Annotated in this window: 28 protein-coding genes; 9 read left to right on the forward strand and 19 right to left on the reverse strand. The window is 70.0% G+C overall.

From position 1 onward, the window contains the following. Positions 1-31: 31 nt before the first annotated feature. Genes flgJ through flgB form a run of 9 tightly spaced genes read right to left on the reverse strand, consistent with a single transcriptional unit; the run spans position 32 to position 7,134 of the window. Entirely contained in the window at positions 32-886 is an 855-nt protein-coding gene (gene flgJ, locus R0232_RS17085; protein WP_398499012.1) for a flagellar assembly peptidoglycan hydrolase FlgJ, read from the reverse strand. A 5-nt stretch (positions 887-891) separates the two neighbouring features. Further along, positions 892-2,043: a flagellar basal body P-ring protein FlgI gene (locus R0232_RS17090; protein WP_431512835.1), complete on the reverse strand. Its 1,152-nt coding sequence runs from the start codon at positions 2,041-2,043 to the stop codon at positions 892-894. A gap of 14 nt (positions 2,044-2,057) precedes the next feature. Further along, positions 2,058-2,750: a flagellar basal body L-ring protein FlgH gene (locus R0232_RS17095; protein WP_431512836.1), complete on the reverse strand. Its 693-nt coding sequence runs from the start codon at positions 2,748-2,750 to the stop codon at positions 2,058-2,060. After that, the gene (gene flgG, locus R0232_RS17100) at positions 2,747-3,529 is read right to left on the reverse strand and encodes a flagellar basal-body rod protein FlgG (RefSeq protein WP_057595348.1); all 783 of its coding nucleotides are present in this window, start codon (positions 3,527-3,529) and stop codon (positions 2,747-2,749) included. Before flgG ends, R0232_RS17095 begins: the two co-directional genes overlap by 4 nt. A gap of 28 nt (positions 3,530-3,557) precedes the next feature. Next, positions 3,558-4,298 (reverse strand): flagellar basal-body rod protein FlgF, encoded by a 741-nt coding sequence (flgF, locus tag R0232_RS17105; protein ID WP_431512837.1) that lies wholly within the window; start codon positions 4,296-4,298, stop codon positions 3,558-3,560. A gap of 25 nt (positions 4,299-4,323) precedes the next feature. Further along, positions 4,324-5,541 (reverse strand): flagellar hook protein FlgE, encoded by a 1,218-nt coding sequence (flgE, locus tag R0232_RS17110; protein ID WP_208508974.1) that lies wholly within the window; start codon positions 5,539-5,541, stop codon positions 4,324-4,326. A gap of 38 nt (positions 5,542-5,579) precedes the next feature. Then, the gene (locus R0232_RS17115; RefSeq protein WP_093341644.1) at positions 5,580-6,257 is read right to left on the reverse strand and encodes a flagellar hook assembly protein FlgD; all 678 of its coding nucleotides are present in this window, start codon (positions 6,255-6,257) and stop codon (positions 5,580-5,582) included. Between the two features lie 40 nt (positions 6,258-6,297). After that, positions 6,298-6,702 (reverse strand): flagellar basal body rod protein FlgC, encoded by a 405-nt coding sequence (flgC, locus tag R0232_RS17120; RefSeq protein ID WP_057595352.1) that lies wholly within the window; start codon positions 6,700-6,702, stop codon positions 6,298-6,300. Positions 6,703-6,705: 3 nt separating this feature from the next. Next, complete coding sequence (gene flgB / locus R0232_RS17125; protein ID WP_296787762.1) at positions 6,706-7,134, reverse strand: flagellar basal body rod protein FlgB; 429 nt, start codon at positions 7,132-7,134, stop codon at positions 6,706-6,708. Positions 7,135-7,345: 211 nt separating this feature from the next. Here flgB and flgA point away from each other — a divergent pair, with 211 nt between their 5' ends. From flgA to R0232_RS17140, 3 genes are all read left to right on the forward strand, one after another. Then, positions 7,346-8,086, forward strand: coding sequence for a flagellar basal body P-ring formation chaperone FlgA (gene flgA, locus R0232_RS17130; RefSeq protein WP_093341648.1), 741 nt, complete (start codon positions 7,346-7,348; stop codon positions 8,084-8,086). Between the two features lie 97 nt (positions 8,087-8,183). Further along, entirely contained in the window at positions 8,184-8,492 is a 309-nt protein-coding gene (flgM, locus tag R0232_RS17135; RefSeq protein WP_431512838.1) for a flagellar biosynthesis anti-sigma factor FlgM, read from the forward strand. 4 nt (positions 8,493-8,496) lie between these two features. Then, entirely contained in the window at positions 8,497-8,877 is a 381-nt protein-coding gene (locus tag R0232_RS17140) for a hypothetical protein (protein WP_431512839.1), read from the forward strand. Between the two features lie 9 nt (positions 8,878-8,886). On the opposite strand, the gene R0232_RS17145 is transcribed toward R0232_RS17140, so the two are convergent. From R0232_RS17145 to flhD, 9 genes are all read right to left on the reverse strand, one after another. Further along, on the reverse strand, positions 8,887-9,807 hold the full coding sequence (locus tag R0232_RS17145) for an SdiA-regulated domain-containing protein (protein ID WP_431512840.1): 921 nt from the start codon (positions 9,805-9,807) through the stop codon (positions 8,887-8,889). A gap of 52 nt (positions 9,808-9,859) precedes the next feature. Then, the gene (locus tag R0232_RS17150; RefSeq protein WP_093341659.1) at positions 9,860-10,582 is read right to left on the reverse strand and encodes an RNA polymerase sigma factor FliA; all 723 of its coding nucleotides are present in this window, start codon (positions 10,580-10,582) and stop codon (positions 9,860-9,862) included. A gap of 52 nt (positions 10,583-10,634) precedes the next feature. After that, positions 10,635-12,107: a flagellar biosynthesis protein FlhF gene (flhF, locus tag R0232_RS17155; RefSeq protein WP_431512841.1), complete on the reverse strand. Its 1,473-nt coding sequence runs from the start codon at positions 12,105-12,107 to the stop codon at positions 10,635-10,637. Then, complete coding sequence (gene flhA / locus R0232_RS17160; protein ID WP_093341662.1) at positions 12,104-14,176, reverse strand: flagellar biosynthesis protein FlhA; 2,073 nt, start codon at positions 14,174-14,176, stop codon at positions 12,104-12,106. Before flhA ends, flhF begins: the two co-directional genes overlap by 4 nt. Next, positions 14,173-15,351 carry an EscU/YscU/HrcU family type III secretion system export apparatus switch protein gene (locus tag R0232_RS17165; protein ID WP_431512842.1) on the reverse strand — a complete coding sequence of 393 codons (1,179 nt, stop codon included), beginning with the start codon at positions 15,349-15,351 and terminating at the stop codon, positions 14,173-14,175. Before R0232_RS17165 ends, flhA begins: the two co-directional genes overlap by 4 nt. 15 nt (positions 15,352-15,366) lie before the next feature. Beyond that, on the reverse strand, positions 15,367-16,386 hold the full coding sequence (gene motB / locus R0232_RS17170; RefSeq protein ID WP_431512843.1) for a flagellar motor protein MotB: 1,020 nt from the start codon (positions 16,384-16,386) through the stop codon (positions 15,367-15,369). 25 nt (positions 16,387-16,411) lie between these two features. Next, positions 16,412-17,269: a flagellar motor stator protein MotA gene (motA, locus tag R0232_RS17175; RefSeq protein WP_093341666.1), complete on the reverse strand. Its 858-nt coding sequence runs from the start codon at positions 17,267-17,269 to the stop codon at positions 16,412-16,414. Positions 17,270-17,372: 103 nt separating this feature from the next. Then, entirely contained in the window at positions 17,373-17,912 is a 540-nt protein-coding gene (gene flhC, locus R0232_RS17180; protein WP_093341667.1) for a flagellar transcriptional regulator FlhC, read from the reverse strand. 29 nt (positions 17,913-17,941) lie between these two features. Next, on the reverse strand, positions 17,942-18,274 hold the full coding sequence (gene flhD / locus R0232_RS17185; RefSeq protein WP_057591771.1) for a flagellar transcriptional regulator FlhD: 333 nt from the start codon (positions 18,272-18,274) through the stop codon (positions 17,942-17,944). Between the two features lie 623 nt (positions 18,275-18,897). Here flhD and R0232_RS17190 point away from each other — a divergent pair. The 4 genes from R0232_RS17190 to R0232_RS17205 all read left to right on the forward strand — a co-directional run bounded on the left by R0232_RS17190 (position 18,898) and on the right by R0232_RS17205 (position 22,471). Then, positions 18,898-20,061: a flagellin gene (locus R0232_RS17190; protein WP_093341669.1), complete on the forward strand. Its 1,164-nt coding sequence runs from the start codon at positions 18,898-18,900 to the stop codon at positions 20,059-20,061. 127 nt (positions 20,062-20,188) lie between these two features. Beyond that, the gene (fliD, locus tag R0232_RS17195) at positions 20,189-21,637 is read left to right on the forward strand and encodes a flagellar filament capping protein FliD (RefSeq protein ID WP_208509021.1); all 1,449 of its coding nucleotides are present in this window, start codon (positions 20,189-20,191) and stop codon (positions 21,635-21,637) included. Between the two features lie 98 nt (positions 21,638-21,735). Next, the gene (gene fliS / locus R0232_RS17200; protein WP_208509020.1) at positions 21,736-22,152 is read left to right on the forward strand and encodes a flagellar export chaperone FliS; all 417 of its coding nucleotides are present in this window, start codon (positions 21,736-21,738) and stop codon (positions 22,150-22,152) included. Positions 22,153-22,171: 19 nt separating this feature from the next. Beyond that, complete coding sequence (locus R0232_RS17205) at positions 22,172-22,471, forward strand: flagellar protein FliT (RefSeq protein WP_057591767.1); 300 nt, start codon at positions 22,172-22,174, stop codon at positions 22,469-22,471. A gap of 73 nt (positions 22,472-22,544) precedes the next feature. On the opposite strand, the gene fliE is transcribed toward R0232_RS17205, so the two are convergent. After that, complete coding sequence (fliE, locus tag R0232_RS17210) at positions 22,545-22,862, reverse strand: flagellar hook-basal body complex protein FliE (RefSeq protein ID WP_203205913.1); 318 nt, start codon at positions 22,860-22,862, stop codon at positions 22,545-22,547. A gap of 158 nt (positions 22,863-23,020) precedes the next feature. Here fliE and fliF point away from each other — a divergent pair, with 158 nt between their 5' ends. Together fliF and fliG are read left to right on the forward strand one after the other, a co-directional pair. Beyond that, positions 23,021-24,766, forward strand: a complete 1,746-nt coding sequence (gene fliF / locus R0232_RS17215; protein WP_093341676.1) for a flagellar basal-body MS-ring/collar protein FliF — start codon at positions 23,021-23,023, stop codon at positions 24,764-24,766. 15 nt (positions 24,767-24,781) lie between these two features. Continuing rightward, positions 24,782-25,774 carry a flagellar motor switch protein FliG gene (gene fliG, locus R0232_RS17220; protein ID WP_057591764.1) on the forward strand — a complete coding sequence of 331 codons (993 nt, stop codon included), beginning with the start codon at positions 24,782-24,784 and terminating at the stop codon, positions 25,772-25,774. The last annotated feature ends 33 nt before the right edge of the window (positions 25,775-25,807 follow it).

A 25,807-nucleotide genomic window follows, 5' to 3' on the forward strand; every position in this document is an offset into this window, starting at 1 on the left:
GGGATCTTTCTCGGGGACTGGCCTGTGCGCTTCAGGTGCGCTGGATCTTCAGCGTGGTGTGGATTGCGCGGCTGAGCTTGGCCGCGTAGGCCGGGTCGGTGGCGTAGCCGGCGCGGTGCAGCTCGCTCGCGTAGGCGCTGACCGAGCTCACGCTGGCGCGCGCCTTCTCGTAGCGCGGCGAGTTGCCGATCAGGCGCGCGTAGTCGCGGAACGACTCCTCGTAGGAGTCGTAGGCGCGAAAGCGCGCCGTCACCTTGCGCGGCTCGCCGCCGATGTATTCGGTGGTGGTCACGGCCACGGTCGGGCCGGTCCAGCTGCCGCCGGCCTTGATGCCGAACAGGTTGTGCGAGGGGCTGCCGTCGCGGTGGCGGATCTCGCTGCGGCCCCAGCCGGTCTCGTGGCCGGCCTGGCCGATCATGAAGCTGGCGGGAATGCCGGTCTCGCGCGACACGCGCTCGGCCGCATCGTCGTGCTGCTCGACGAAGCTGCGCTGGTTGGCGGCCGGCTTGATGCGCGCGGCCTCGGCGCCCAGCGCGATGGTCGGGGCCTTGGCGCTGCCGCTCATCTGCTGCGTGAGCTGGCGCGTGATCGCGTCGGTGAGGCCGCCGGGCAGGCCCGAGAGCTGCACCGCGAACTGCTGGTCGAGCAGGTCGGTGCCGAGCTTCTCGCCGTCGCTGTCGAGCAGGCCCGACTTCATGGTCGCCTCGCGCATGCTCTTGATCAGCTCGCGCATGAACAGCGACTCGAACTGCTTGGCCGCCTCGCGCACCGCCTTCGGGTCGTTGCCATTGGCTGCGAGCTTGAGCGCATCGAGCGAGCGCGCGTCGGCCGCCAGCCCCTGGCCGGTCGAGGGCGACATGGACATCGCGGACAGCGAGGTCTGCATCGACATCAGATCACCTCGAGTTCCGCGTTGAGCGCGCCCGAGGCCTTGATGGCCTGCAGGATCGCGAGCAGGTCCTGTGGCGTGGCGCCCAGCGAGTTGAGGGCGCGCACCACGTCGGCCAGCAGCGGCGCGGCCGGCACCTGGATCATGGTGCCGGGCTCCTGCCTGATCTGGATCGAGGCCTGCTCGGCCACCACCGTGCGCCCGCCCGACAGCGGCGCGGGCTGGCTGATCACCGGCGCCGAGCTGATCGTGACCGACAGGTTGCCGTGCGCGATGGCGCAGGGGCCGAGCGTCACGGCCTGGTTCAGCACGATCGAGCCGGTGCGCGCATTGATCACCACCTTGGCCGCGGGCGTGCTGGCCTCGAGCGTGAGCTCCTCGAGCTCGGCGATGAAGTTCACGCGCGCATTGGCGTCGGTGGGCGCGCGCACCTGCACCGTGCGGCCGTCCATGGCGCGCGCGGTGCCGGTGCCGAGCTTGCGGTCGATGGCCTGGGCCACGCGGCGCGCGGTCTGGAAGTCGACCGCGTTGAGGTCGAGGTTCACGCTGTCGCCGTCGAGCAGCGGCGAGGGCACGCTGCGTTCCACCTGCGCGCCGTTGGGCACACGGCCCGCGCTCAGGTGGTTGATCTGCACCTTGCTGCCCGCGGCCGAGGCGCCGGCGCCGCCCACCACCATGTTGCCCTGCGCCAATGCGTAGATCTCGCCGTCGGCGCCGCGCAGCGGCGTGGCGACCAGCGTGCCGCCCTTGAGCGACTTGGCATTGCCCATCGAGGAGACGTTGACGTCGAGCTGCTGGCCCGGCTGCGCGAAGGCCGGCAGCTGCGCCGTGACGATCACCGCCGCCACGTTCTTCAGCTGCAGCTGCGAGGCGCGGTTGTCGGGCAGCGTGATGCCCAACTGCTGCAGGTAGTTCGCCACGCTCTGCGTGGTGTAGGGCATCTGCGTGGTCTGGTCGCCGGTGCCGTCGAGCCCGACCACCAGGCCGTAGCCCGTGAGCTGGTTGCTGCGCACGCCCTGCACGGCGGCGACTTCCTTGATGCGCAGCGCATGCGCCTTTTGCGCGGGGCCGAGCGCGAGCAGCAGCATGCCGGTCACGCCGAACGAGAAGGCGGCGAGCCGGCGGCGCAGGCGGTGCTTCGGTGAAAGGGCCATGGCGTCGTGCATCCTCAGAACGGCAGCACGCTCATGAAGAAGCGGCCCAGCCAGGGCATGACCTGCGATTCCTGCTGCGCGCCGCGGCCGCGCGACTCGATGCGCACGTTCGCCACCTGCGTCGACAGCACGTTGCTGCCGGCCTGGATCGAGCGCGGATCGATGGTGCCCGAGAAGCGCAGCACGTCCACGTTCTGGTTCACGCCGATCTGCTTCTCGCCGGTCACCACCAGGTGGCCGTTGGGCTGCACGTCGATCACCGTCGCCGTGATCGAGCCCTGGAAGGTGTTGGCGCTCTCGGTGCCGCCCTTGCCCGCGAAGTTGTGGGCCGACTCGGCATTGGCGCTGGCGCGGCCGAAGGAGTTGGCGGCGAAGAAGGGCAAGGCCGCGATGCCGGTGTCGATGCTGCTGGTCTTGCCGATGGTCGAGGTCGACTTCTGGCTCGCGCTCACGTTCTCGACGATCGAGATCGTCACCGTGTCGCCGATCATGCGCGCGCGCCGGTCCTCGAACAGCGGTCGGTAGCTCGCGGTGCGGAACAGGCTGCCCGTGGCCTGGCGCGGCACGGCCGCCATCGGCGAGGCGCTCACGGGCGGCGGCGCGGTCGAGGGCATCTCGACCTGCGGCGTGTTGGCCAGCGTGGTGCAGCCGCCGGCCACGACGAGGGCGAGGGCGGCGAAGACCGCGCGAATCAGTGGAAGTCTCACAGCTGCCCCAGCTTCTGCAGCATCTGGTCGCTGGTTTGAATGGCCTTGGAGTTCATCTCGTAGGCGCGCTGCGTCTGGATCATCGAGACCAGCTCCTGCACCACGTTCACGTTCGAGGTCTCGAGGAAGCCCTGCATCACCGTGCCCAGGCCGTTGGTGCCCGCGGTGCCGCCGTTGGGCTGGCCCGAGGCGGCGGTCTCGGCATAGAGGTTCTCGCCCAGCGGCTCGAGGCCGGCCGGATTGATGAAGTTGACGATCGCCAGCGAGCCGATGTTCTGCGGCGTGGCATTGCCCGACAGCGTGGCCGAGACCGTGCCGTCGCTCGAGATGCTGACGCTGGTCGCGGTGGCGGGCACCGTGATGCCGTTGGCCACCGGCAGGCCCGAGGAGGTGACCAGCCGGCCCTGCGCGTCGACCTGGAACGAGCCGTCGCGCGTGTAGCCGATGGTGCCGTCGGGCTGCGTGACCTGGAAGAAGCCGTTGCCCTTGATCGCCAGGTCGAACTGGTTGTTGGTCTGCTGCATGCTGCCCTGCGAGAACGAGCGGCTGGTGGCGACCGTGCGCACGCCCAGGCCCAGCTGCAGGCCGGTGGGCAGCTGCGACTGCTCGGTGCTGTTGGCGCCCACCTGGCGCAGGTTCTGGTACATCAGGTCCTCGAACACCGCGTTGGCGCGCTTGTAGCCCGTGGTCGAGACGTTGGCGAGGTTGTGCGAAATCACGTCCAGCTGGGTCTGCTGGGCTTCCATGCCGGTCTTGGAGATCCAGAGCGAATTGATCATGGCGAGGGTCTTTCTCTTGCGATGGGCATCAGCCCTGGACGTTGAGCAGCTGCGCGGCCGACTTGTCGGAGTCCTGCGCGGACTGCAGCAGGCGCAGCTGGCTGTCGAACTGGCGCGCGGCGGCGATCATCCCGACCATGGTCTCGATCGTGTTCACGTTCGAGCCCTCGAGCGCGCCGGTCTCCACGCGCGCGGTGGCGTCCGAGGGCAGCGGCTCCTGCGAGGCGGTGCGGAACAGGCCGTCCTCGCCGCGGCGCAGCGGGTCGTCGGCCGTGGGCGTGGCCAGCTTGAGGCGGCCCAGGGTGGAGGAGGGCTGGTCGCCGGTCTTGGCGCTGACCGTGCCGTCGCTGCCCACCGACAGCTCCGAGCCCGGCGGCACGTCGATCGGCGCGCCGCCGTCGGACAGCAGCGGCAGGCCCGAACTGGTCATCAGCGTGCCTTCGGGCGAGACCTGGAAGGCGCCGGCGCGGGTGTAGGCCTCGGTGCCGTCGAGGCCCTGCACCGCGAACCAGCTCCTGCCCTGCGCCACCATGTCGAGCGCGCGGCCGGTGCGCTGGATCGCGCCGGGCTTGTCGTCGTGGCCCGAGGTGGCTTCCATCGCGAACACGCGCGTGCTGGCGCCGTCGCCGCGCAGCGGCACGGCGCGGAAGGTCGAGAGCTCGGCGCGAAAGCCCTGGGTCGAGGCATTCGCCAGGTTGTTGGCGAGCACGCTCTGGCGCTGCGCCGCGGCGCTCGCGCCGCTCATGGCGGTGTAGATCAGGCGGTCCATCGCGCGTCGCTTCCGGTGCGTCCGGTCAGCGCAGGTTGATCAGCGTGGACATGACCTGGTCCTGCGTCTTGATGGTCTGCGCATTGGCCTGGTAGGCGCGCTGCGTGCTCATCATGTTGACCAACTCGGCCGTGAGGTCGACGTTCGATTCCTCCAGCGCGCCCGAGCGCAGCTGGCCGAAGGTGCCCTCGCCGGGCGCGCCGCGCACCGGCTGGCCCGAGGCGGCGGTCTCGACCCAGTAGCCCGAGCCGCTGGGCGCCAGGCCCTGGGCATTGCGGAAGTTCACCAGCGCGACCTGGCCCGCGGCCTGGGTCTGGCCGTTCGAGTAGGTGGCGGTGATGACGCCGGTGTCCTCGATCTTGATGCCGGTGAGCTGGCCGGCGGTGTAGCCGTCCTGCGTCAGGTCCGAGACCGCGAAGCGCGCGTTGACCTGGGTCATCTTGCTCAGGTCCAGCGAAGCGGTGAAGGTGCGCGTCGGGTCGTTGGGCGAGGACAGCGTGATCGCAGGCACCGTCGAGGTGGTGGTGTTGAGGCTGCCGTCGGCGTTGAAGTTGAGCTGGAACGGCGTCGAGGCCGCGGGGTCGCTGCCGTTGACGCTGGTGTAGACGTTCCAGCTGTTGTTGGCGGTCTTCTGGAAGTACAGGCCGACCGGCACCTCGAGGCCCTGCGCGTCGTAGGCGGTCAGCGAGGTGCCGTAGGTGCGGATCGGCGTCGGCGGCGTGGCGGTGGAGGCGACCACGGCGCTGGCGTCGAGCGTGATCTCGGCCGCCATCTTGGTGGTCTGCTTGGCCGGGATCGGCGCGCCGGTGGGCAGCTTCAGCGGGATCGCGTCGTAGCTCTGGCGCACGCCGTTGGCGTCGGTGGCATAGCCCATCACCTGCGCGCCGCTGTTGGTGATGATGTTGCCCTGCTTGTCCTGCTTGAAGTTGCCGGCGCGGGTGTAGGCGGTGGAGCCGTCGGGCGCCTTCACCTGGAAGAAGCCGCCGCCGTTGATCGCCACGTCGAGGTCGTTGCCGGTGATCGACAGCGAGCCCTGCGAGAACTGCTGCGAGACGTCGGCCACGCCCACGCCCAGGCCCACGTTGGTGCCGCCGATGGCGCCGGCCGAGCTGGCGTAGATCTCGGCGAACTCGGCGCGCGAGGACTTCATGCCGGTGGTGCCCGCGTTGGCGATGTTGTGGCCGATCACGTCGAGGCTGCGGCTGGCGGCGTTGAGACCCGAGAGTGCCTGTTGAAAGCTCATGGAGTGGCTCCTGTGTGCTGGATGGGAAGGGGTGTCTGTCAGAGAACGGCGTGCACGTTGGCGTAGGGCGTCTTGCCCGCGGTCAGCAGCGTGAGCGTGAGGCCGCCGCTGGCGTCGCTGCCCACGGCCACCACCTTGTCGCGCATCAGCGCCACGGCATCGACCTTCTCGCTGCCGTTGGTGGCGATGACCTTGAACTGCAGCGGCGTGTCGGCCGGGTACGTGGAGGAGTCGAGCGTGAAGCCGTGCTGGCCCGCCTCGAGCTCGCCGAGCGAGACGGTGTCGATGACCTGGCCGCCGGCGGTGGTGACCTGGATCTTCACGTTGCTGGCCTTGGCCGGCAGCTCGATCGCGCCCACCGCGGTCTTGGCCGTGGTGTCGAAGGCCAGCTGGTTGCCCTCGGTCAGCACGCCGTGGCCCACCAGGTTGCCGGCCTGCAGCACCTGCATGGCCGACATCTGGGTGTTCATGTTCTTCATCGTGTCGTTGAGCTGCTGGATGCCCGTGACCGTGTTGATCTGCGCGATCTGCGAGGTCATCTGCGCGTTGTCCATCGGATTCATCGGATCCTGGTTCGCGAGCTGGGCGACCAGCAGCTTGAGGAAGCGGTCCTGCGCCTCGGCGGTGCCGCTGGCGGAGATCGACTTGCTGTCCGCGCTCGAGCTCGGCACGTAGGTGGTGCCGGTGAGGTTGGAGGTGGCGGCGGTGGAGGTCATGCGCGGGCGTCCGGAAGAGGGGTGTGCGGAGGGGTGGCGGTCACTGGCCGATCTGCAGCGTCTTGAGCAGCAGGTTCTTGGCCGTGTTCATCACCTCGACGTTGTTCTGGTAGGAGCGCGAGGCCGAGATCATGTTGACCATCTCCTCCACCGCGTTCACGTTCGAATGGGTCACGTAGCCCTGGGCGTCGGCCATCGGGTTGGCGGGCTCGTGCACCTTGCGACCGGGCGTCTGGTTCTCGGTCACCGAGTCCACGCGCACGCCGGCGCCGGTCTCGCCGTCGAGCGCCACGGTCTGGAACACCACCTGGCGCGCCTTGTAGGGCTGGCCGTCGGGGCCGGCCACCGCGTCGGCATTGGCCAGGTTGCTGGCCACCACGTTGAGGCGCTGCGACTGCGCGCTGACCGCGCTGCCGGAGATGCCGAAGATCGAGAACATCGACATGGCTTATTGCCCCTGGATGGCCGCGAGCAGCGTCTTGCCCTGGCCGTTGATGAAGCGCAGCGTGGCCTCGTAGCGCACCGCGTTGTCGGCGAAGGCCGCGCGCTCGCGGTCGAGGTCGACGCTGTTGCCGTCGAGCGAGGGTTGGGTCTGGACCGCGTAGCCGCCGCTGGCGCCCGTGCCACCGGTTCCGCCGCCCGAGGTCAGCGGGATGTGGCGCGCATCGGTGCGGCCGTCGGCGCCGGCACCGGAAGCGGCGCGCGGCGTGCCGCCGCCCGTGGCCTCGCGCATCGCGTCGGCGAAGCTGAAGTCGCGCGCCGCGTAGCCGGGCGTGTCGGCGTTGGCGATGTTGCTCGCGATGTCGCGCTGGCGGTCGGCACGCAGCACCAGCGCTTTCGCCTGGAAATCCAGTGAGTTCGTCAGTTTGTCGAGCATGGGCCAAGGTCCTCGCGAAGGGGGTGGGCGTGAGCGCCCGTGCGGAAATTGTGGGAGCCGCGCCGATTTCGGAAGCGCGGATGAAAGGCGGCTTTTTCGGCCTTATCGCGGCTTTGGGGTCGGGCCGGTCTGCCTACAGTGCGGGTCGCGGCGCGGTGGGCCGAGGCGCGCGCGTTCCGCATTTCCGTCCCTGCACATCCCGGAGGAGCCCATGGCCATCCCCGCATTCCATCTCGCCGCCGGCGCGCTGCTGCTCGCGGCCGGCACCGCCTTCAGCGCCTTCGCCCAGCAGGCGCCGTCCGAAGGCGCCGAGGCCGGCGAGGCCTTCGCCGCCAGCACCCGCCAGTGGCTCGACGACGCCGTGGCCCAGGCCCAGTCGGCCAATCCCGCGCCGCTGCGCATGGAGGTCGCCATCGGCGCGCTCGACAACCGGCTGCGCCTGGCGCCCTGCAGCCGCGTCGAGCCCTACATTCCCACCGGCCTGCGGCTGTGGGGCCGCACCCGGCTCGGCCTGCGCTGCGTCGAGGGCGGCGCGCGCTGGAACGTGTTCCTGCCGGTCACCATCAAGGCCTTCGGCCCGGCCTGGGTGCTGCGCGACAACGTGCTGCCCGGCACCGTGCTGAGCGCGGCCGACGCGGTCGAGGCCGAGGCCGACTGGGCCGCCGATCCCTCGCCGGTGATGGCCGAGGCCACCCAGTGGGTGGGGCAGGTCGCCTCGCGCTCGCTGCAGGCCGGCCAGCCGCTGCGCCAGTCGATGGTGAAGCCGGCCCAGGCCTTCGCCGCCGGCACCCAGGTGCGCGTGGTGGCCCAGGGCCAGGGCTTCGAGATCGCCACCGAGGCCCAGGCGCTGACGCCGGGCGTGGTCGGCCAGATGGTGCGCATCCGCATGGAGAATGGCCGCATCACCACCGGCGTGGTGCAGGACCCGCGCACCGTGCGCCTCTCGATGTGAGCGGCGCGGCGCAAAAAACTTCGAAAAAGTCCTCAAGTCCGTCGAACGGCGGTCGAAATCCTGGGGACGAAGCCCCCGCCCGGGGCCAGGAGCCGCCATGAAGATCAACCCGTTGCAAGATCCCGCCGTCGCGGCCGCCACTGGCGTGGCCGCGACCGCGAAGACCGGCCGCGGCGCCACGCCCGCGGTGGCCGATGCCGGCGACGCCAGCGGCACGCCGGTCAGCGTGTCGGCCTCGGCCCGCACGCTCGAGGCCGCCGCCACGGCCGGCAACGGCATCGACGCGGCGAAGGTGGCCGCGGTGCGCGCCGCCATCGCCGACGGCAGCTTCAAGGTCGACTCCGGCGCCATCGCCGACAAGCTCCTGGCCAACGCCCAGGAATTCCTGAGCCGCGCAAGGAACTGATGCCATGCCCGATACCCGTGCTTCCGCCGAGTTGTTGCTGAGCGAGGTCGAGGACCAGCTCGACCGGGTCGATGCCGGCCTGCGCTGCGACCAACCCTCGGACCTGCTGCAGGCCAGTGGCGAGCTGCGCCGCTGCGCCTCCGGTTTCGCACGCGCCCTCGAGGCCGCGCTGTCGGCCGAGGCGCTCGACGCCGAATTCCGCCGCCGCATCGAGGCCGTGGCCCAGCGGCTGTCGAACCAGCGCGACAGCGTGGCGCGCCGCACCGTCATCGTCGACCGCAGCCTGGCCTCGCTGCTGGGGCCGCGCCCCGACGCCACCTACACCATGCCCGGCGAGCGCAGGGTGTTCGCGGGCCTGCGCTCGGCCTCGATGCCGGCGCACTGACGACCAAGGCTACGAAGGCTTCGGCGCGCGCTCGAAGCGGTAGAACAGGTTGGGTTCCGACAGCAGGTAGAGCCGCCCGTCGGGCCCGACCGCCACGCCCTCGGGCTGCGGCACCTTGCGCTGCAGGCCGCCGAAGCCGCGCCACAGCGGCAGCATGCTGATCGGGCGCCCGTCGGGTGCGTACTCCACCACCAGCGCCGACTCGTCGCTCAGCAGCAGCAGGTGGCCGGTCGCATCGTGCAGCGTGACCGAGGACAGGTCGCTCATGAACAGCGAGGACGCGCGCGAGGACTGCCATTCGCTGATGTCGATGTTGAAGCCGCTGGAAGTCGTGTCGGGGTCGAGCCCGGTGATCACCAGCACGCGCATCGGCAGCTTCTCGCGCACCACGTACAGGCGCTTGTGCACGCCGTCCCAGGAGATGCCCTCGAAGCTGCTGTTGTGCAGCCGGTCGATGCCGATGCCCAGGCTCGGGCGGCCGGCCACCGACACCTGCCGCGTGTCGCGCCCGATCTGCACCCAGTACATGCGGTGGCTGTCCTCGTCGGAGATCACGTAGCGCTCGCCCTGCACGTAGGTGATGCCCTCGGGATCCTTCACGCCCTCGAGCCCGATCACGCGCAGCAGCCGGCCCTCGGTGTCGAGCTCGGCGATCTGCGGCGGGCGGTTGATCACCGTGAACAGGGTGCCGGTCTCGGTGTTGAAGGTCAGGCCCGAGGCGTTGCGCGTCAGGCCCTGGATCGGCAGGCCCTCGACCGCCACCCGGTAGTCCGGCAGCCACAGCGCGTTGTTCGCCCATTGCGCCGCGCCCAGCGTGGTGCTGAGCCAGTAGTAGCCGAGCGCGGGCACCTTGAAGTACCAGCCGAACAGCAGGCCCAGGACCAGGGCGAGGGACAGCAGGATGGTCTTGAGGGATCTCGGTCGCGGCATGCGGCCGAGTCTAGCGGCGGCCCCCATGCCGCCCGGTGCCGCCGTCGGCGCTTCAGTGGCTGCGCATCTTCGCGCGCAACCGCGCGATCGACTGGCTGTGCAGCTGCGACACACGCGACTCGGTCACGCCGAGCACGGCCGCGATCTCCTTGAGGTTCATGTCCTGCTCGTAGTACATGCCCATGATGTGGCGCTCGCGCTCGGGCAGGCTGTCGATGGCGCCCACCAGCGCCTGGCGCAGCCGCTGGTCCTTGAGCAGGCTCATCGGGTCGGCGTCGGCGTCGGCGAGGTGGCGGTCGAGAAAGCCCGATTCGCCCTCGGCGTCGGTGCCGCCACCCATGTCCTCCAGGTACACGAGCTGGGTGCCGCGCACGCGGCCCAGCAGGCTCTGGTAGTCGGCCAGCGGCATCTCGAGAGCGTCGGCGATCTCGGACTCGGCGGGGGCGCGGCCGAGCTTCTGCTCGAGCGCGCGCACCGCCTGCTCGATCTGCTTCTGGCTCTTGCGCGAGCCGCGCGAGAGCCAGTCGCCGTCGCGCAGTTCGTCGAGCATGGCGCCGCGGATGCGCTGGGTGGCGAAGGTCTCGAACTGCACGCCCTGGCTGGCCTCGTAGCGCGACAGCGCATCGGCCAGGCCGATCATGCCGACCTGGATCAGGTCGTCGAGCTCGACGTTGGGCGGCAGCTTGGCGATCATGTGATGCGCCAGCCGGCGCACCAGCGGCACGTGCTGGCGGATCAGCGCATCGCGGTCGAGCCGGCCCTTGGGCGTGTACATCTGGGAGAGCGGGGAAGCGGCCTGCATGTCGTGTCGGGGGGCGGAACGCTCCTCAGAGTTCGCCCGCGCCCGGCGAGAAGAACAGTTCGAGGTCGGCCGGCTGCGGATCGAAGGGCGAGCGCTGCGCCGCGCGCATCGAGTCGCGCACCAGCTCGGCGGCCAGCGCCGGCTTCCAGTCCTGCGAGGTGCGCGGGCCATGGGCCACGCCGCGCAGCACCAGCTGGTGGCGGATCAGCGTGTCGAGCGCCGGGCCCAGCTTCACGGCCTCGTCGGTCTTGCTCAGCACGGCCTGGCGCGCGCCGCCGATCTTGAAACTGGCGGCCATCTCGTCGAGCGTGTCGCCGTGCGCGCCGGCGTTGAGCACCATCAGGCGCGAGATGCCGGGCAGGTCGAGCAGGTCCAGCAGGTCGCGCCGGCGCGGATCGCGCGGCGCGAGGCCGGCGGTGTCGATCAGCACCATGCGCTTGCCGTGGAACAGCGCGAGCAGCTCCTGCAGCGCGGCGCGGTCGTGCGCGAGATGCGCCACCACGCCCATGGCGCGGCCGTGGGCGCGCAGCTGCTCGTGCGCGCCCGCGCGGTGCATGTCGAGCGTGATCAGGCCGACGCTGGCCGGACCGTGCAGCCGCGCGCACTGGGCCGCGATCTTGGCGGCGGTGGTGGTCTTGCCGACGCCGGTGGCGCCGACCAGCGCATAGACGCCGCCTTCCTCGGCCAGCGTGGGCGCGGCGGGGTCGAGGCCGAGCATGGTTTCGAGCGCGCCCATCATGCGGCGCACCGCGCCGGCCGCGTCGTTGTCGAGCGCGATCGATTCGAGCACGCTGCGCGCGAGCGCGGGCGAGTAGCCGGCGCGCAGCAGCTTGAGCATGAGGTTCGAATGCACCGGGTTCTGCCGCGCCGGGCCGAGCCAGGCGAGGGCGTTGAAGCGGCTCTCCATCAGCGTGCGCATGGCCTGCAGTTCGGCCATCAGCGCTTGCTGCGTTTCGCTCGCGGTGTCGGTCACGGGTGCGGGCGCGGCGACGGGAGCGGGGCGTGGCGTTTCGGTGGCGGCGGGTGCGGCGGTGGGCGCGAAGGCCGCGCGGACCGGCGCTGCCGAGGGCGTGGCGGGCACGGGCGCCGGCGATGCGGCCTCCTGCTGGCGCCGCAGCATGCGTTCGCGCACATAGTCCTGGAACGACAGCGTGCTCATGCCGAGCTCGGCCACGTCGGCCTCGACGATGGCGCGCGACTCGGCGCTCGCGAGCGGGGCCGGGGCCGGTGCCGGTGCGGCGGGTTGCGGTTGCGCGATGGCGGGCGCGGGCATCGGCTTCGGCGGCGTCCACGCGGGCGCCGACAGCGTGCCCTGCGTGCCCTGCAGGATCGCGCGGCCGGCCTCGAGCGCGCTGAGGCTGTCCTCGGCCGCGGCCACCACTTCCACACCGTCGTCGAGCTGGCGGTTCGAGAGGATCAGCGTGCCGTCGCCGAAGACATTGCGCGCCAGCGCCATCGCTTCGCGGGCGGTCGGTGCGGTGAAACGTTGGATGTTCATGCGGAGGCTCCTCGCAGGATCGGGCCGATGCGGATCGTGTGGGTTTCAGGGATTTCGCTGTGGCCGAGCACCTGCATGCGCGGCGCGGCGCGGCGCACCATGCGCGCGATGGCGTTGCGGATGGCGTCGGGCACCAGCAGGCAGGCCGGCACGCCTTGCTCTTCCTGCTTGAGCGCCACCTCGGCGGCGGTGCGCGTGAAGATCTCGACCACGCCCGGATCGAGCGCGGGCGCCTGGGCATTGCCCAGCGCCTGCATCAGCAGGCGCTCGAAGGCGGGCTCGATGGCGATCACGTCGAGTTCCTTCACCGGGCCGTAGATCTGCTGCACGATGGCCGGCGCCAGCGCCACGCGCACGCGGCGCGCGAGCTCGGCCGGGTCGGTGGTGCTGCCGGCATGCTCGGCCAGCGTCTCGACGATGGTGCGGATGTCGCGGATGTGCACCGACTCTTCCAGCAGCAGTTGCAGCACCTTCTGGAACGTGGACAGCGGCACCAGCTTGGGCACGACTTCCTCGATCAGCTTGGGCGCCAGTTTGTTCACGTGTTCGACCAGTTGTTGGGTTTCGGTGCGGCTCAGCAGCCGCGCCGCCTGCACCTGCATCAAATGTGACAGGTGGGTGGCCATCACGGTCTCCGAATCAACGACGGTGAAACCGCTCATTTGCGCGGCTTCCCGCTGCCGCTCCTCGATCCAGTGCGCGGGCAGGCCGAAGGCCGGGTCGGTGGTGGGCGTGCCGATCAGCGGGGTGGTGATGCCGCCCGGATTGATCGCCAGGTACATGCCCGGATGGGCTTCGCCCTCGGCCACCACCACGCCGCGCAGGGTGACGCGGTAGCTGCTGGGCTTGAGCTCGAGGTTGTCGCGCACGTGCACCGCAGGCGGCAGGAAGCCGACCTCCTGCGCGAACTTGCGGCGCACGCCCTTGATGCGCGTGAGCAGGTCGCCCTGGCGGCTCTTGTCGACCAGCGCGATGAGGCGGTAGCCTAGCTCCAGGCCCAGCAGGTCCACCGGCTGCAGGTCGTCCCAGGTGGCCTCGGCATCGGGCGCGGGCGGTGCCGGCGGCGCCGGCGCGGCCGGCGGCGGGCGGCGCGACAGCCGCCAGGCGCCCCAGGCCAGCAGCGACGCGATCGAGAGGAACACCACATGCGGCATGCCCGGGATCACGCCCAGCAGGCCCAGGATGCCGGCCGTGAGGCCGAGCACGCGCGGCGAGGTCAGCAACTGGTCGACGATCTGGCGGCCCACGTCGTCCTCGCGGCCCACGCGCGAGATCACCATCGCCGCGGCGACCGAGATCAAGAGGCCCGGCACCTGAGCCACGAGCGCGTCGCCGACCGCGAGCAGCACGTAGGTGTCGGCCGCCTTGCCTGCAGAGAGGCCGTGCTGCAGCACGCCGATGGCGAAGCCGCCGACGATGCTGATCACCAGGATCAGGATGCCGGCGATGGCATCGCCGCGCACGAACTTGGAGGCACCGTCCATCGAGCCGAAGAAGTTGGCTTCCTCCGACACCTCGGCGCGGCGGCGGCGGGCCTCCTTCTCGTCGATCACGCCGGCGTTGAGGTCGGCATCGACCGCCATCTGCTTGCCGGGCATGGCATCGAGCGTGAAGCGCGCCGACACCTCGGCGATGCGCTCGGCGCCCTTGGTGACCACCACGAAGTTGATCACCACCAGGATCGCGAACACGATCAGGCCGACCGCGAAGTTGCCGCCGATCAGGAAGTGGCCGAAGGACTCGATCACCGCGCCCGCGGCGCCGGGGCCGGTGTGGCCCTCGAGCAGCACCACGCGCGTGGAGGCCACGTTGAGCGACAGCCGCATCAGCGTGGTCAGCAGCAGCACCGAGGGAAAGGCCGCGAAGTCGAGCGGGCGCACCATGTAGGCCGCCACCATCATCACCATCAGCGCGACCGCGATGTTGAGCGTGAAGAAGCCGTCGAGCAGCCAGGGCGGGATCGGCAGCACCATCAGCGCGAGGATGGCCACCACCAGCAGCGGCGCGGCCGCGCGCTGGAACATGCCGCCGCGCTCGCCGAGCCACTGGCGCAGGGCGAGCGGGTTCATGGGCGCACTCCGGCGACGGGTTCGGCGGCGGTCGTTGCCGCCGGCTTGCGGTGCGGATCGAGCTCGGGCGCCACGTAGGGATCGGGCACGCCCTGCGGCATCGGGCCCTCGCCGCGCAGCGCGGCCTTCAGGCGGTAGACATAGGCCAGCACCTGGGCCACGGCGGTGAACAGGCTCGAGGGAATGGGCTGGTCGATCTCGGCATGGGCGAACAGCGCGCGCGCGAGCATCGGCGACTGCACCACCGGGATGCCGTTGGCGTTGGCGATCTCGCGGATCTTCATCGCGAGCAGGTCGGCGCCCTTGGCCACCACCTGCGGCGCGTTCATGGTGGCCTCGTCGTAGCGCAGCGCCACCGCGTAGTGGGTCGGGTTCATCAGCACGAAGTCGGCGCGCGGCACGGCCGTGATGCTGGCGCGCTGCGAGATCGCGCGCGCCGCGCTGCGCTGGCGGCCCTTGGTGTGCGGGTCGCCGTCGGATTCCTTGTGCTCCTGCTTGAGCTCCTGGTGCGACATCTTGAGCTTCGACAGGTGGAAGAAGCGCTGCAGCGGCACGTCGATCACCGCGGTGGCGAACACCACCAGCAGCAGCAGGCCCACGCCGGTGGCGAGCCAGTCGCCGAGCGCGCGCATCGCCGAAGGCGAGGGCTGCAGCACCACGCGCACCACCTCGCCGATCGAGCCGGCCACGTAGTACCAGCCGATGGCGCCGAGGATGGCCGACAGCAGCACCAGCTTGGTCACCTGCGCGACCTGCTGGCGGCTGAACAGGTTGCCCAGGCCCTTGAACGGGCTCAGGCGCGAGAGGTCGGGCGTGATCGCCTTGGTGCTCGAGACCCAGCCGCCGACCGCGAGGCTGCCCGCGACCGCCGCGCTCAGCACGATGGCCGCGAACACCACGCAGGCCACCAGGCCCAGGCCGGCGAAGGTCGACAGCCGCGACAGCATGTCGGCCGGGTCCTGCACGCTGGCCGCGTTGAAGACCAGTGCCTGCGCGAGCGTGGCGCGCAGCTGCTCGAAGGCGGTGGGCGCCAGCAGCAGCAGCGCGACCGCGCCGGTGCCCATCACCGCGAGGTGCGACAGGTCCTTCGAGCGCGGCACCTGGCCGTCGCGGCGCGCCTGGTCGATCTTGCGCTGCGAGGCGGGGAGCTGGCGGTCCTGGCTGTTCGATTCCATGGTGGTGGCGCTCGCTCAGGGCTGGGCGCGGCCCGGGGTGGCGGCGGGCGCCGCACCAGCGGGCGCGGCCGGCGCATCGGTGCCCTCGGGCTTCTTCTGTTCCTTGGCGAGCTCGGTGGCGATGGCCTTGACCGCGTCGTTGCCCTCCAGGCGCGCGTTGCCGAACAGGCGCGACTCGGCGTCGCGCGTGAGCACCACGATGCTGATGCGGCGGTTCAGCGGCGCCAGCGCGTTCTTCTTGTCGAGCAGGTCGCTGGCGGCCAGGCCGACCACGCGCACCAGCTTGTCGTCGGGCATGCCGGCGGCCACCAGCTCGCGCCGCGAGGCATTGGCGCGGTCGGCCGACAGCTCCCAGTTGCCGTAGCCGCGGTCGCCGTTGCCGTAGGGCGCGGCGTCGGTGTGGCCGGCCAGGCTCACGCGGTTCTCGATGTCGTTGAGCGCGCTGCCCACCGCACGCAGGATGTCGTGCATGTAGGGCTTCACGATCGCGCTGCCGGTGTCGAACATCGGGCGGTTCTGCGCGTCGACGATCTGGATCTCGAGGCCGTCGGAGGTCACCTCGAGCTTGATCTGCGAGCGGAACTCGCGCAGCTTGGGGTTGGCGTTGATCATCTCCTCGATGCGCGCGCGCAGGGCGGCCATGCGGCGCGCGTCCTGGCGCGCCTGCTCGAGCTTGAGGCTGTTGTCCTGGCCGATCTTCTTCGGGTCCATGGTGCTGCCGTCGGTGCGGCGCACCTCGCCGGTGGTGCGCGTGAGGTCGCGCCCGCCGCCGGGCACCACGCTCGAGGCGCTGCCCGCGCCCGAGCCGCCGGCCATCTCGACCTTCATCGGCGAGTTGAAGTAGGAGGCGATGCCCTGCAGGTCGCCCTTGGCGGTCGAGCCCAGCAGCCACATCAGGAGGAAGAAGGCCATCATGGCCGTCACGAAGTCGGCGTAGGCGATCTTCCAGGCGCCGCCGTGGTGCGCATGCGTGGTCTTCTTGACCCGCTTGATGATGATCGGCTGGAGCTTGCGGGTCCCGGGCGTGGTGGCCATGGCGTTGCCTCTTGCGCTGGGCGCTCTACTTCTTCTTCACGTGGCTCTCGAGCTCGACGAAGCTCGGGCGGTCGGTCGAGAACAGCACCTTGCGGCCGAACTCGATCGCGGTCGTGGGGTTGTAGCCCTGCATGCTGGCCAGCAGGGTGGTCTTGATGCACTGCAGTTCCTTGGTGCCTTCCTCGGCCTTCTGCTCGAGCAGGCCGCCCAGCGGCTCGACGATGGCGTAGGCCAGCAGGATGCCCAGGAAGGTGCCGACCAGCGCCGAGCCGATCATGGCGCCGAGCACCGCCGGCGGCTGGCCGACCGAGCCCATGGTGTTCACCACGCCGAGCACCGCGGCCACGATGCCGAAGGCCGGCAGGCCGCCGGCCAGCCGCGCGATGGCGGCCACGGGGGCGTGCGATTCCTGGTGGTGGGTCTCGATCTCGCTGTCCATCAGCGACTCGATCTCGTGGCTGTTGAGGTTGCCCGAAGCCATCATGCGCAGGTAGTCGGTGGTGAACTCGACCACGTGGTGGTCCTTGGCCACGTTCGGGTGCTTCTGGAACAGCGGCGAATCCTGCGGCGCCTCGATGTCCTTCTCGATCGACATCAGGCCTTCCTTGCGCGCCTTCTGCAGGATGTCGTAGAGCAGCGCCATCAGCTCGAGGTAGCGCGCCTTGGTGTACTTGGAACCCTTGAGCGCGGTCGGCAGCGCCTTCAGCGTGGCCATCAGCACCTTGCGCTGGTTGTTCACCACGAAGGCGCCGAGCGCGCCGCCGCCGATCACCATCAGCTCGATCGGCAGCGCATGCAGCACCACCCCGATGTTGCCGCCATGGATGATGTAGCCGCCGAAGATGCAGCCCAGCGCGACGAGGTAACCGAGGATGACGGACATGGGGCGATACGAGTTCCTGGAGCCCCTATTGGGCCTCGGAGCCGCCGCCCGCATTCCATGAAAAAAGGGCCCTGCAGGGGCCCTTATCTTCTGTTTGCCGTGCTCACTGCAGCTGGATGCCGCCCGCGCCCGCACCCTTGCCGGCGCGCGCCGGCGGTTCGCACAGGCCGCAGACGAAGTGCTGCGCGTTCTCGTAGGGCTCGGTCACGAAATGGCCGCCGCAGCGCGAGCAGGGCGTCATGGCGAGCATCTGGTTCTCCATGAAGCGCACCAGCCGCCAGGCACGAGTGATCGACAGCTGCGGCTCGAGGCCGCAGGCACCGGTCTGCTCGGTGTACAAGCCGTAGGCCTTGATCAGCGCGTCGACCGGTTCGAGCTCGCTGGTCTTGTGGAGGTAGGTGTAGATGTTGTGGAACAGCGAGGCGTGGATGTTCGGCTGCCAGGTCAGGAACCAGTCGGTCGAGAAGGGCAGCTGGCCCTTCGACGGCGACTTGCCCGCGACTTCCTTGTAGAGGCGCAGCAGCCGCTCGTACGACAGCTCGGTCTCGCTCTCCAGCACCTGCAGGCGGGCGCCCATCTCGATCAGATGGACCGCGCGCTCGATCTGCCGGGACTCGCCCAGCACGCTCTTCGGATTGGCCATGCCTTGTCAGCTCGCGAACGCGCGGCGCCTCAGTACGAGGTTTCCGCGAAACGGCTCGACATGACGATGTTGGCGTGCAGCTTCAGCGTCTCGTCGTTGGCCGTGCGGGTGCGCACGTTGTGGTTGGTGAGCAGTCCCCAGACCATGTCGTCGGTGGCGCGGAAGCGGCACAGCAGCATGTTGCTGGAGGCCAGCTTCATGATCTGCGCCGGCGACAGCGTGTCGATGAGGTCCGCGGATTCCTCGGAAATGCCCAGCCGGAACAGGGCCTGTGCCTTGTCTTCCCGGATGAGGCTCTGGGCCAGCATCAGGTAGGTGAGGTTGGCTTCCTTGATCTCGGCGAGCAACTGTTCATTGGTCATGAGTGCCTCCTCCTAGGCGGGCAAAAGTGCCCTTGTCGACCGTGTACTTTCAGTTTAATCACAAATGTCAGCTTCAGTAAACATTTGTTAAAAATGTACCTGAGTAGGCGGGTTCCTACAAAAAAACTTCGACCCGAAGGCATCCGATGGTAAGCGCTTGCAACCATCGCGCCCCAAGAATGTGATTTTGTTGGCTGAAATGAATACTAAGGCATACGCGATGAAAGACTTATTTCGACACTGCTAGATAAATATATCGAAAGTCAGACATTCATGGCTTCCGTCTCGCGCTTTACAAGCTGTTAACGAGTGTGACCTGCCGTGGTGCACAGACCACGAAATCCCGTGGGGGCGAAGTTGTCTTGCGTGGTGGGGAAGCTACGTGTTTCCGTGGGGGTAACACGCGGAACATGGTGGTCCCGGCGGCGCAATCGCTGTGGCACCCGTCTGCACCCGCTCGGAAATCTTGAGGGTGCGATCGCAAAAATAAATCGCTAAAGAGCAGGCCGGGACCCACCGAAAACCAGTGCAACGGGCCTTGCACCAGGGTTCGTCAGGCAGCCAGCGCTTCGCTGGCGCGACTTTGGCAGCGATGCCCGACTTATCAGTTTGAAGGAGCTCTCATGGCCTCGATCATCAACACCAACATCAGTTCGCTCACCGCGCAGCGCAACCTCTCGGGCAGCCAATCCTCGCTGGCCACCTCGATGCAGCGCCTGTCCTCGGGCCTGCGCATCAACAGCGCCAAGGACGACGCCGCCGGCCTCGCGATCTCCGAGCGCATGACGGCCCAGATCCGCGGCCTGACGCAAGCCGGCCGCAACGCCAACGACGGCATCTCGCTGGCGCAGACGGCCGAAGGCGCGCTGAGCACCATCGGCAACAACCTGCAGCGCATCCGCGAACTGGCCGTGCAGTCGCGCAACGCCACCAACTCGACCGAGGACCGCGCCTCGCTGCAGAAGGAAGTCACGCAGCTCAAGAGCGAAATCGACCGCGTCGCCAAGCAGACCTCGTTCAACGGCACCAAGCTGCTCGACGGCAGCTTCAGCGCCCAGTCGTTCCAGGTCGGCGCCAACCAGGGCGAGACCATCTCGATCGACTCGATCGCCAACGCCAGCATCACCTCGCTGGGCAGCTGGACCAGCGTGGACACCTACTCGGCCACGGTGACCGGCGCGGCGCCCGCGGGCTTCGGCGGCATCACCGCCAACGCCTTCACGATCAACGGCGTGGGCATCGGCGCGGTCAATGCCGGCACCGACGCGGCGACGCAGGGCGCCAACGTGGCGGCCGCCATCAACAAGAAGTCGAGCGAGACCGGCGTGGTCGCGACGGCCGCCGCCAGCGGCGCCATCACGCTGACCTCGAGCGGCAGCACGGCCATCACGGTCGGCGGCACGCTGACCAACACCGGCCTGACCGCCGGCCAGACGGCCGCGACCGTCACCGCCGCGGGCAGCGCGCAGACCGGCTTCTCCGGCCTGACGGTCGACACGGTGGACGGCGCCGACAACGCGATCCTCGCGATGGACGCCGCGCTGAAGGCGGTGAACTCCTCGCGCGCCGACCTCGGCGCGATCCAGAACCGCTTCGAATCGGTGGTCTCGAACCTCTCGACCTCGGCCGAGAACCTGACCGCTTCGCGCAGCCGCATCCAGGACGCCGACTTCGCGGCCGAAACCGCCAACCTGTCGCGCGCCCAGGTGCTGCAGCAGGCCGGCACGGCGATGGTGGCCCAGGCCAACCAGCTGCCGCAGACGGTGCTGTCGCTGCTGCGCGGCTAAGGCTGGAACAGGGGGCCGAAGGCCGGCCTCCTGCACGCTTCATCGCGGGGCGGCGAACGGACAATTCCGTTCGCCGCCCCGCGTTTTTTTCCGTGGGCGCAAGCGATTCCAGCATCGGAGAAACGACATGGCCACCATCACATCGACCGGCATCGGCAGCCAGCTCGACGTCGAATCCATCATCACGCAGCTGATGGCGATCGAGAAGAAGCCGCTGACCGCGCTGCAGGGCACGGCGTCCACGCTCGACAACAAGATCTCGGCCTTCGGCACGCTGAAGTCGCAACTCTCGGCGCTGTCCGACGCGGCCACCAAGCTGGCGGCCGCCGCGACCTGGAACGCGAAGACCGCCTCGAGCTCGAACGCCACCGCGCTGAGCGCGAGCGTGACCAAGGCCGGCGACGCCGTGGCCAGCAGCTTCACCATGCAGGTGTCGCAGCTCGCGCGCGCCCAGGCCGTGTCCTCGGGCGCGGTGGCCACGGGCACCGGCTTCGGGCTCGGCACGCTGAGCATCCAGCTCGGCGACTGGAACGACACCGACGCGGGCGGCCCGAACTTCGCGGCCGGCGACAAGCCGGCGATCGACATCAGCGTGAACGAGGGCGACAGCCTCTCGGCCATCGCGGCCAAGATCAACGCCGCCGGCGCGGGCGTCAGCGCCACCGTGCTCAAGGACCTCTCGGGCGAGCGGCTGATGCTGCGCTCGGGCGCCACCGGCGAGGCCGCGGGCTTTCGCGTGACCGCGGCGCCCGTGGGCTCGGGCGACGGCGCCGACCTCGGCCTGCTGGCCTTCGACGGCACGGGGCAGGGCATGGGGGCGAATCCGGTGCAGTACGCGCGCAATGCCGAGGCCACCATCAACGGCGTGGCGATCCGCTCGGACAGCAACGTGCTGGCCGACACCGTGCCGGGCCTGAGCCTCACGCTGTCGCAGGTGACGACGGCGCCGGTCGAGGTCGCCGTGACCACCGACACCTCGGGCCTGCGCAGCACGATCCAGGCCTTCGTGACGGCCTACAACACGATGAACCAGACGCTGAACTCGGCCACCGCCTACGACGCGGCGAGCAAGACCGCGGCGCTGCTGCAGGGCGACTCCACCGCCGTGAGCCTGCAGAACGCGCTGCGCAGCCTGGTCGGCGCGCCCTCGGGCGGCGGTGCGATCCAGCGCCTGAGCGACCTCGGCATCACGGTCGCCAAGGACGGCGCGGGCAACCTCGCGCTCGACACCGCCAAGCTCGACACGGCGCTGAAGAACCCGGCCGCCGTGCAGCAGTTCTTCGCCGCGCCGCAGAACACCGTGGACTCCAGCGCCACCGGCTTCGCCACGCGCCTGTCGGCCTTCACCCAGGCGGCCGTGGCCACCGACGGCACGCTCGACACCCGCACCCAGTCGCTCAAGGCCCAGCGCAAGGACAACGACAAGAGCCAGGACAACCTCAACGACCGGCTGACCCTGACCGAGAAGCGGCTGCGCGCGCAGTACACGGCGCTGGACACCAAGATGGCCTCGCTGACCGCGCTCAACACCTACATCACCCAGCAGGTGGCGCAGTGGAACAAGTCCACCAGCTGAGGCGCGAGATCGGGCGCGCGCGCCGGGCCCGCGGGCCTCAACTTCCGCACCGGAATGCCGATAAAGAAGGCATAGACACCGGAACAGGAAGCCGCACCATGTACACCTCGCCCGCAGCCCGCGCCGCCAAGGCCTACTCGAGAGTGGGCGCCGAATCGGGCGTGGACGCCTCGACGTCCCCGCACCGGCTCATCGAACTGCTGTTCGACGGCCTGCTGCAGTCGATCCACGCCGCCAGCGGCGCGCTGGCGCGCGGCGACATCGCGCTCAAGGGCCAGCAGATCATGCGGGCGGTGCGATTCCTCGAGGAGGGCCTCAAGGGTGGGCTCGACGAGGCCCGGGGTGGAGAACTCGCGGTTACACTCCGCGCGTTGTACGACTATTGCATCAACCGCCTGACGGTTGCCAACCTCCGCAACGACGGGGCGGCCCTGGCGGAAGTGGCCTCGCTGATCGCACCGGTCGCACAGAGCTGGAAACAGATCGGGCCGTCCCAGCCCGCGCAGGCCGCCTGAGGCGTCCTTGGAGTCCTTCATGCAAGAGCGACTGCTCGACTACTACAAAGCGATCGAAGCCGCGAGCAAGCAGATGCTCGAGGCCGCCCGCATGGAAGACTGGGAAGGCGTGGTGCGCTGCGAAGGCGCCTGCGCCGTGCTGATCGAGCAACTGCGCTTCAAGGCCACCTCGCTCGAGCTGCCGCGCACCGACCGCGCCGAGAAGACCCGCGTGATGCAGCGCATCCTGCGCAACGACGCCGAGATCCGGCTCTTGGCCGAGCCCTGGATCGCCGACCTCGACCACCTGTTCGATTCGCGGCTGCAGCTGATCCACTGAAGAAGAAGGACCGACACCGCCGGCAAGGCGGTGGCACGGTCCGGCAAGACGGACGGGCAGGGCGCCCGTCGCCTCACACCTGCATGTTCATGATGTCGCTGTAGGCCTGCACCATGCGGTTGCGCACGTGCATCGTGGCCTGGAAGCCGATCTGCGCCTTCTGGATCGCGACCATGGTCTGCTCCAGGCTGACGTTCGGGTTCTCGAGCTGAACCTCGCGCTGCAGCGCGCCGGCCTGGTTCTGGGCCGCGCTCACCGACTGCAGCGCGCCCGAGAGCGCGCCGGCGAAGCCGCCGCCGCTGCCCTCGGCGGCCGAGGGCGCGGTGCGCGCCGTGCGCGCGAAAGCCTGCGCCGAGGTGGGCGAAGTCAGCGGTGCGAGTCGGAGGTCCATGGGCACCGATGCTACGGGCGCTCGGCCGCCCGCGATCGCGGGGAAATGGGCAGGAAAGCAGCCCTTTATCGGGCTTATGTGGGACGGGGCCGGCCCGAATAATCGCAGCGAGCACGAAGCGCCTTCCGCGCCGTGCGAACACCCGCACCGCCGAGCCCATGTCCACCGCCGTCGCCGAACTTCCCGCCGCCCAGCCCGCGTCCCTTGCCGCCCCGGCCTGGCAGGGCCGCCTCGCGTCGCTCGACCGGCGCCAGCGCCTGCGGCTGGCGATCGGTGCCGCGCTGCTGGTGGCACTGGCCGTGGCCGCCATCGTGATGGGCCGCCAGGCCGACTGGCGCGTGCTCTACGCCAACCTCGGCGACAAGGACGGCGGCGCGATCGTCGCCCAGCTCGCCCAGATGAACGTGCCCTACAAGTACACCGAGGGCGGCGGCGCCGTGATGGTGCCGGCCGACAAGGTGCACGACGTGCGCCTGCGCCTGGCCTCGCTGGGCCTGCCCAAGGGCTCGGTGGCCGGCTTCGAGCTGATGGAGAACAACCGCTTCGGCATGACCCAGTTCCAGGAGAAGCTGAGCTTCCAGCGCGGCCTCGAGGGCGAGCTCACGCGCTCGATCCAGGGCCTGGCCTCGGTGCAGAGCGCGCGCGTGCACCTGGCGCTGCCGAACCAGAACGGCTTCTTCCGCGAGCAGCAGAAGCCCTCGGCCTCGGTGCTGCTCACCCTGCACCCGGGCCGCACGCTCGAGCGCAACCAGATCGCGGGCATCGTGCACCTGGTGGCTTCCAGCGTGCCCGAGCTCGCGCCCTCGGCCGTGAGCGTGGTCGACGACAGCGGCAAGCTGCTGTCGCAGACCGGCGACGGCGCCACGGGCGGCGCGGGTGCCGGCGAGGGCCAGCAGCTGCAGTACGTGCAGCAGATCGAGCAGCAGTACATGCGCCGCATCCTCGACATCCTCGAGCCGGTGGTGGGGCGCCAGAACGTGAAGGCGCAGGTCACGGCCGACGTGGACTTCTCGCAGAGCGAGGCGACCATGGAGGAGCACCGCCCGAACCAGGCGGCCGAGGCCGGCGCCGTGCGCAGCCAGCAGACGGTGGAGACCACCGGCCCCGGCGCGGCCGGCGCCACGCCGCCCGCGGGCGTGCCCGGCGCGACCTCGAACCAGCCGCCCGGTGCCTCGTCGGCGCCGGTCAACGGGCCGGCCGCGGCGCTCGCGCCCACCGGCGCGGCGGCCGCGGGTGCCGCGGCCCAGCGTCCGCCGGGCAAGCGCGAGTCCACCATCAACTACGAGGTCGACAAGACCGTGAAGACCGTGCGCAGCGCCAGCGGCCAGATCCGCCGGCTCAGCGCGGCGGTGGTCGTCAACTACCAGGGCGTGGCCGATGCCGCGGGCAAGGTGGTGCCGACCGCGCTGTCGGCGCAGCAGGTCGAGCAGATGACGGCGCTGGTGCGCGAGAGCATCGGCTTCAACAAGGAGCGCGGCGACTCGGTGAACCTGATGAACACGCCGTTCCTGGTCGACGCGCCGGTGCAGGTCGAGCTGCCGCTGTGGAAGCGCCCCGAAACGCTCGAGCTGGCGCGCAGCTTCGCCTGGCCCGTGGGGCTGGTGCTGATCGGCGCGATCGTGCTGTTGGGCATGGTGCGCCCCGGCCTCAAGGCCATGGCCGCGGCCAAGCCGCTGCCCGGCAGCACCACGCCGGCGCTCGGCGGTCCCGCCGCCGGCAGCCAGCTCAACGCGATGGTGGCCGACACGCCCGAGCGTCCCGCGCTCGGCGCGCCCGAGGCGGTGGCCGTGCCCTCGCCGCAGGAGCAGGTGCCCGAGCAGATGCGGCTGGAGGGCGCGCGCCAGATGGCGCGGCAGAACCCGGTGGCGGTGGCGAACATCGTCAAGACCTGGGTCCACGGCTGACCGGAACGAACGCGCATGGACGAACAGGGACTCAACGACGCGGCGATCCTCCTGATGTCGCTCGGCGAACAGGAAGCCGGCGAGGTGCTGCGGCACCTGTCGCCGCGCGAGGTGCAGAAGATCGGCGAGACCATCGCCAAGACCCGCGCGGTGTCGCGCGAGCGGCTCGGCGAGGTGGCGGACCGCTTCATCACCGCCACCGCGGGCCAGAGCCTGTTCGCGGCCGACACCGGCGACTACGTGCGCTCGGTGATGCGCCACGCGCTCGGCGAGGAGAAGGCCTCGATCCTGGTCGACCGCATCCTGCAGACCGCCGACCTCAGCGGTATCGAGAACCTCAAGTGGATGGACGCGCCCTCGGTGGCCGAGGTGCTCAAGCTCGAGCATCCGCAGATCGTGGCCGCGATCCTGGTGCACCTGGAGCCCGAGCATGCCTCGGCGATCCTGCTGCAGCTGCCCGACCTGCAGCGCGCCGAGGTGCTGCTGCGCGTCGCCACGCTCGAGGGCATCCAGCCGGCCGCGCTCGAAGACCTCAACGAGGTGATGTTCCGCGTGCTCTCGGGCGGCGCCAAGGTGCGCAAGCCCTCGCTGGGCGGACCGCGCACCGCGGCCGGCATGATCAACCTGCTGGGCAGCGGCGCCGATGCGCAGGCCATCGCGGCGATCCGCAACCACGATGCCGAGCTGGCGCAGCAGATCGCCGACCTGACCTTCGTCTTCGACGACGTGATGAAGCTCGACGACAAGTCGCTGCAGCTGGTGATGAAGGAGATCGCGTCGGAGACGCTGATCGTCGCGCTCAAGGGCGCGGCGCCGCCGCTGCGCGACAAGTTCCTCTCGAACATGTCCTCGCGCGCGGCCGAGGCGCTGCGCGAGGACCTCGAGGCGCGCGGTCCGCTGCGGCTGTCGGAGGTCGAGGCGCAGCAGAAGGAAATCCTCAAGGCGCTGCGCCGGCTCGCCGACGAGGGCCAGATCATGCTGGGCGGCGGCGATGGCGGGTTCGTCTGATGGGCGCACGCATGACGCTGGCTGAAACGACGG

The organism is Variovorax sp. DAIF25 (assembly GCF_050711835.1).
Taxonomy (GTDB): Bacteria; Pseudomonadota; Gammaproteobacteria; order Burkholderiales; family Burkholderiaceae_C; genus Variovorax.

Bases quoted from the DNA above. Each gene is read 5' to 3' on its own strand.
- flgJ (WP_398499012.1), bottom strand. From the start codon at position 886: ATGCAGACCTCGCTGTCCGCGATGTCCATGTCGCCCTCGACCGGCCAG.
- R0232_RS17090 (WP_431512835.1), bottom strand. From the start codon at position 2,043: ATGGCCCTTTCACCGAAGCACCGCCTGCGCCGCCGGCTCGCCGCCTTC.
- flgG (WP_057595348.1), bottom strand. From the start codon at position 3,529: ATGATCAATTCGCTCTGGATCTCCAAGACCGGCATGGAAGCCCAGCAG.
- flgF (WP_431512837.1), bottom strand. From the start codon at position 4,298: ATGGACCGCCTGATCTACACCGCCATGAGCGGCGCGAGCGCCGCGGCG.
- flgE (WP_208508974.1), bottom strand. From the start codon at position 5,541: ATGAGCTTTCAACAGGCACTCTCGGGTCTCAACGCCGCCAGCCGCAGC.
- R0232_RS17115 (WP_093341644.1), bottom strand. From the start codon at position 6,257: ATGACCTCCACCGCCGCCACCTCCAACCTCACCGGCACCACCTACGTG.
- flgC (WP_057595352.1), bottom strand. From the start codon at position 6,702: ATGTCGATGTTCTCGATCTTCGGCATCTCCGGCAGCGCGGTCAGCGCG.
- flgB (WP_296787762.1), bottom strand. From the start codon at position 7,134: ATGCTCGACAAACTGACGAACTCACTGGATTTCCAGGCGAAAGCGCTG.
- flgA (WP_093341648.1), top strand. From the start codon at position 7,346: ATGGCCATCCCCGCATTCCATCTCGCCGCCGGCGCGCTGCTGCTCGCG.
- flgM (WP_431512838.1), top strand. From the start codon at position 8,184: ATGAAGATCAACCCGTTGCAAGATCCCGCCGTCGCGGCCGCCACTGGC.
- R0232_RS17140 (WP_431512839.1), top strand. From the start codon at position 8,497: ATGCCCGATACCCGTGCTTCCGCCGAGTTGTTGCTGAGCGAGGTCGAG.
- R0232_RS17145 (WP_431512840.1), bottom strand. From the start codon at position 9,807: ATGCCGCGACCGAGATCCCTCAAGACCATCCTGCTGTCCCTCGCCCTG.
- R0232_RS17150 (WP_093341659.1), bottom strand. From the start codon at position 10,582: ATGTACACGCCCAAGGGCCGGCTCGACCGCGATGCGCTGATCCGCCAG.
- flhF (WP_431512841.1), bottom strand. From the start codon at position 12,107: ATGAACATCCAACGTTTCACCGCACCGACCGCCCGCGAAGCGATGGCG.
- flhA (WP_093341662.1), bottom strand. From the start codon at position 14,176: ATGAACCCGCTCGCCCTGCGCCAGTGGCTCGGCGAGCGCGGCGGCATG.
- R0232_RS17165 (WP_431512842.1), bottom strand. From the start codon at position 15,351: ATGGAATCGAACAGCCAGGACCGCCAGCTCCCCGCCTCGCAGCGCAAG.
- motB (WP_431512843.1), bottom strand. From the start codon at position 16,386: ATGGCCACCACGCCCGGGACCCGCAAGCTCCAGCCGATCATCATCAAG.
- motA (WP_093341666.1), bottom strand. From the start codon at position 17,269: ATGTCCGTCATCCTCGGTTACCTCGTCGCGCTGGGCTGCATCTTCGGC.
- flhC (WP_093341667.1), bottom strand. From the start codon at position 17,912: ATGGCCAATCCGAAGAGCGTGCTGGGCGAGTCCCGGCAGATCGAGCGC.
- flhD (WP_057591771.1), bottom strand. From the start codon at position 18,274: ATGACCAATGAACAGTTGCTCGCCGAGATCAAGGAAGCCAACCTCACC.
- R0232_RS17190 (WP_093341669.1), top strand. From the start codon at position 18,898: ATGGCCTCGATCATCAACACCAACATCAGTTCGCTCACCGCGCAGCGC.
- fliD (WP_208509021.1), top strand. From the start codon at position 20,189: ATGGCCACCATCACATCGACCGGCATCGGCAGCCAGCTCGACGTCGAA.
- fliS (WP_208509020.1), top strand. From the start codon at position 21,736: ATGTACACCTCGCCCGCAGCCCGCGCCGCCAAGGCCTACTCGAGAGTG.
- R0232_RS17205 (WP_057591767.1), top strand. From the start codon at position 22,172: ATGCAAGAGCGACTGCTCGACTACTACAAAGCGATCGAAGCCGCGAGC.
- fliE (WP_203205913.1), bottom strand. From the start codon at position 22,862: ATGGACCTCCGACTCGCACCGCTGACTTCGCCCACCTCGGCGCAGGCT.
- fliF (WP_093341676.1), top strand. From the start codon at position 23,021: ATGTCCACCGCCGTCGCCGAACTTCCCGCCGCCCAGCCCGCGTCCCTT.
- fliG (WP_057591764.1), top strand. From the start codon at position 24,782: ATGGACGAACAGGGACTCAACGACGCGGCGATCCTCCTGATGTCGCTC.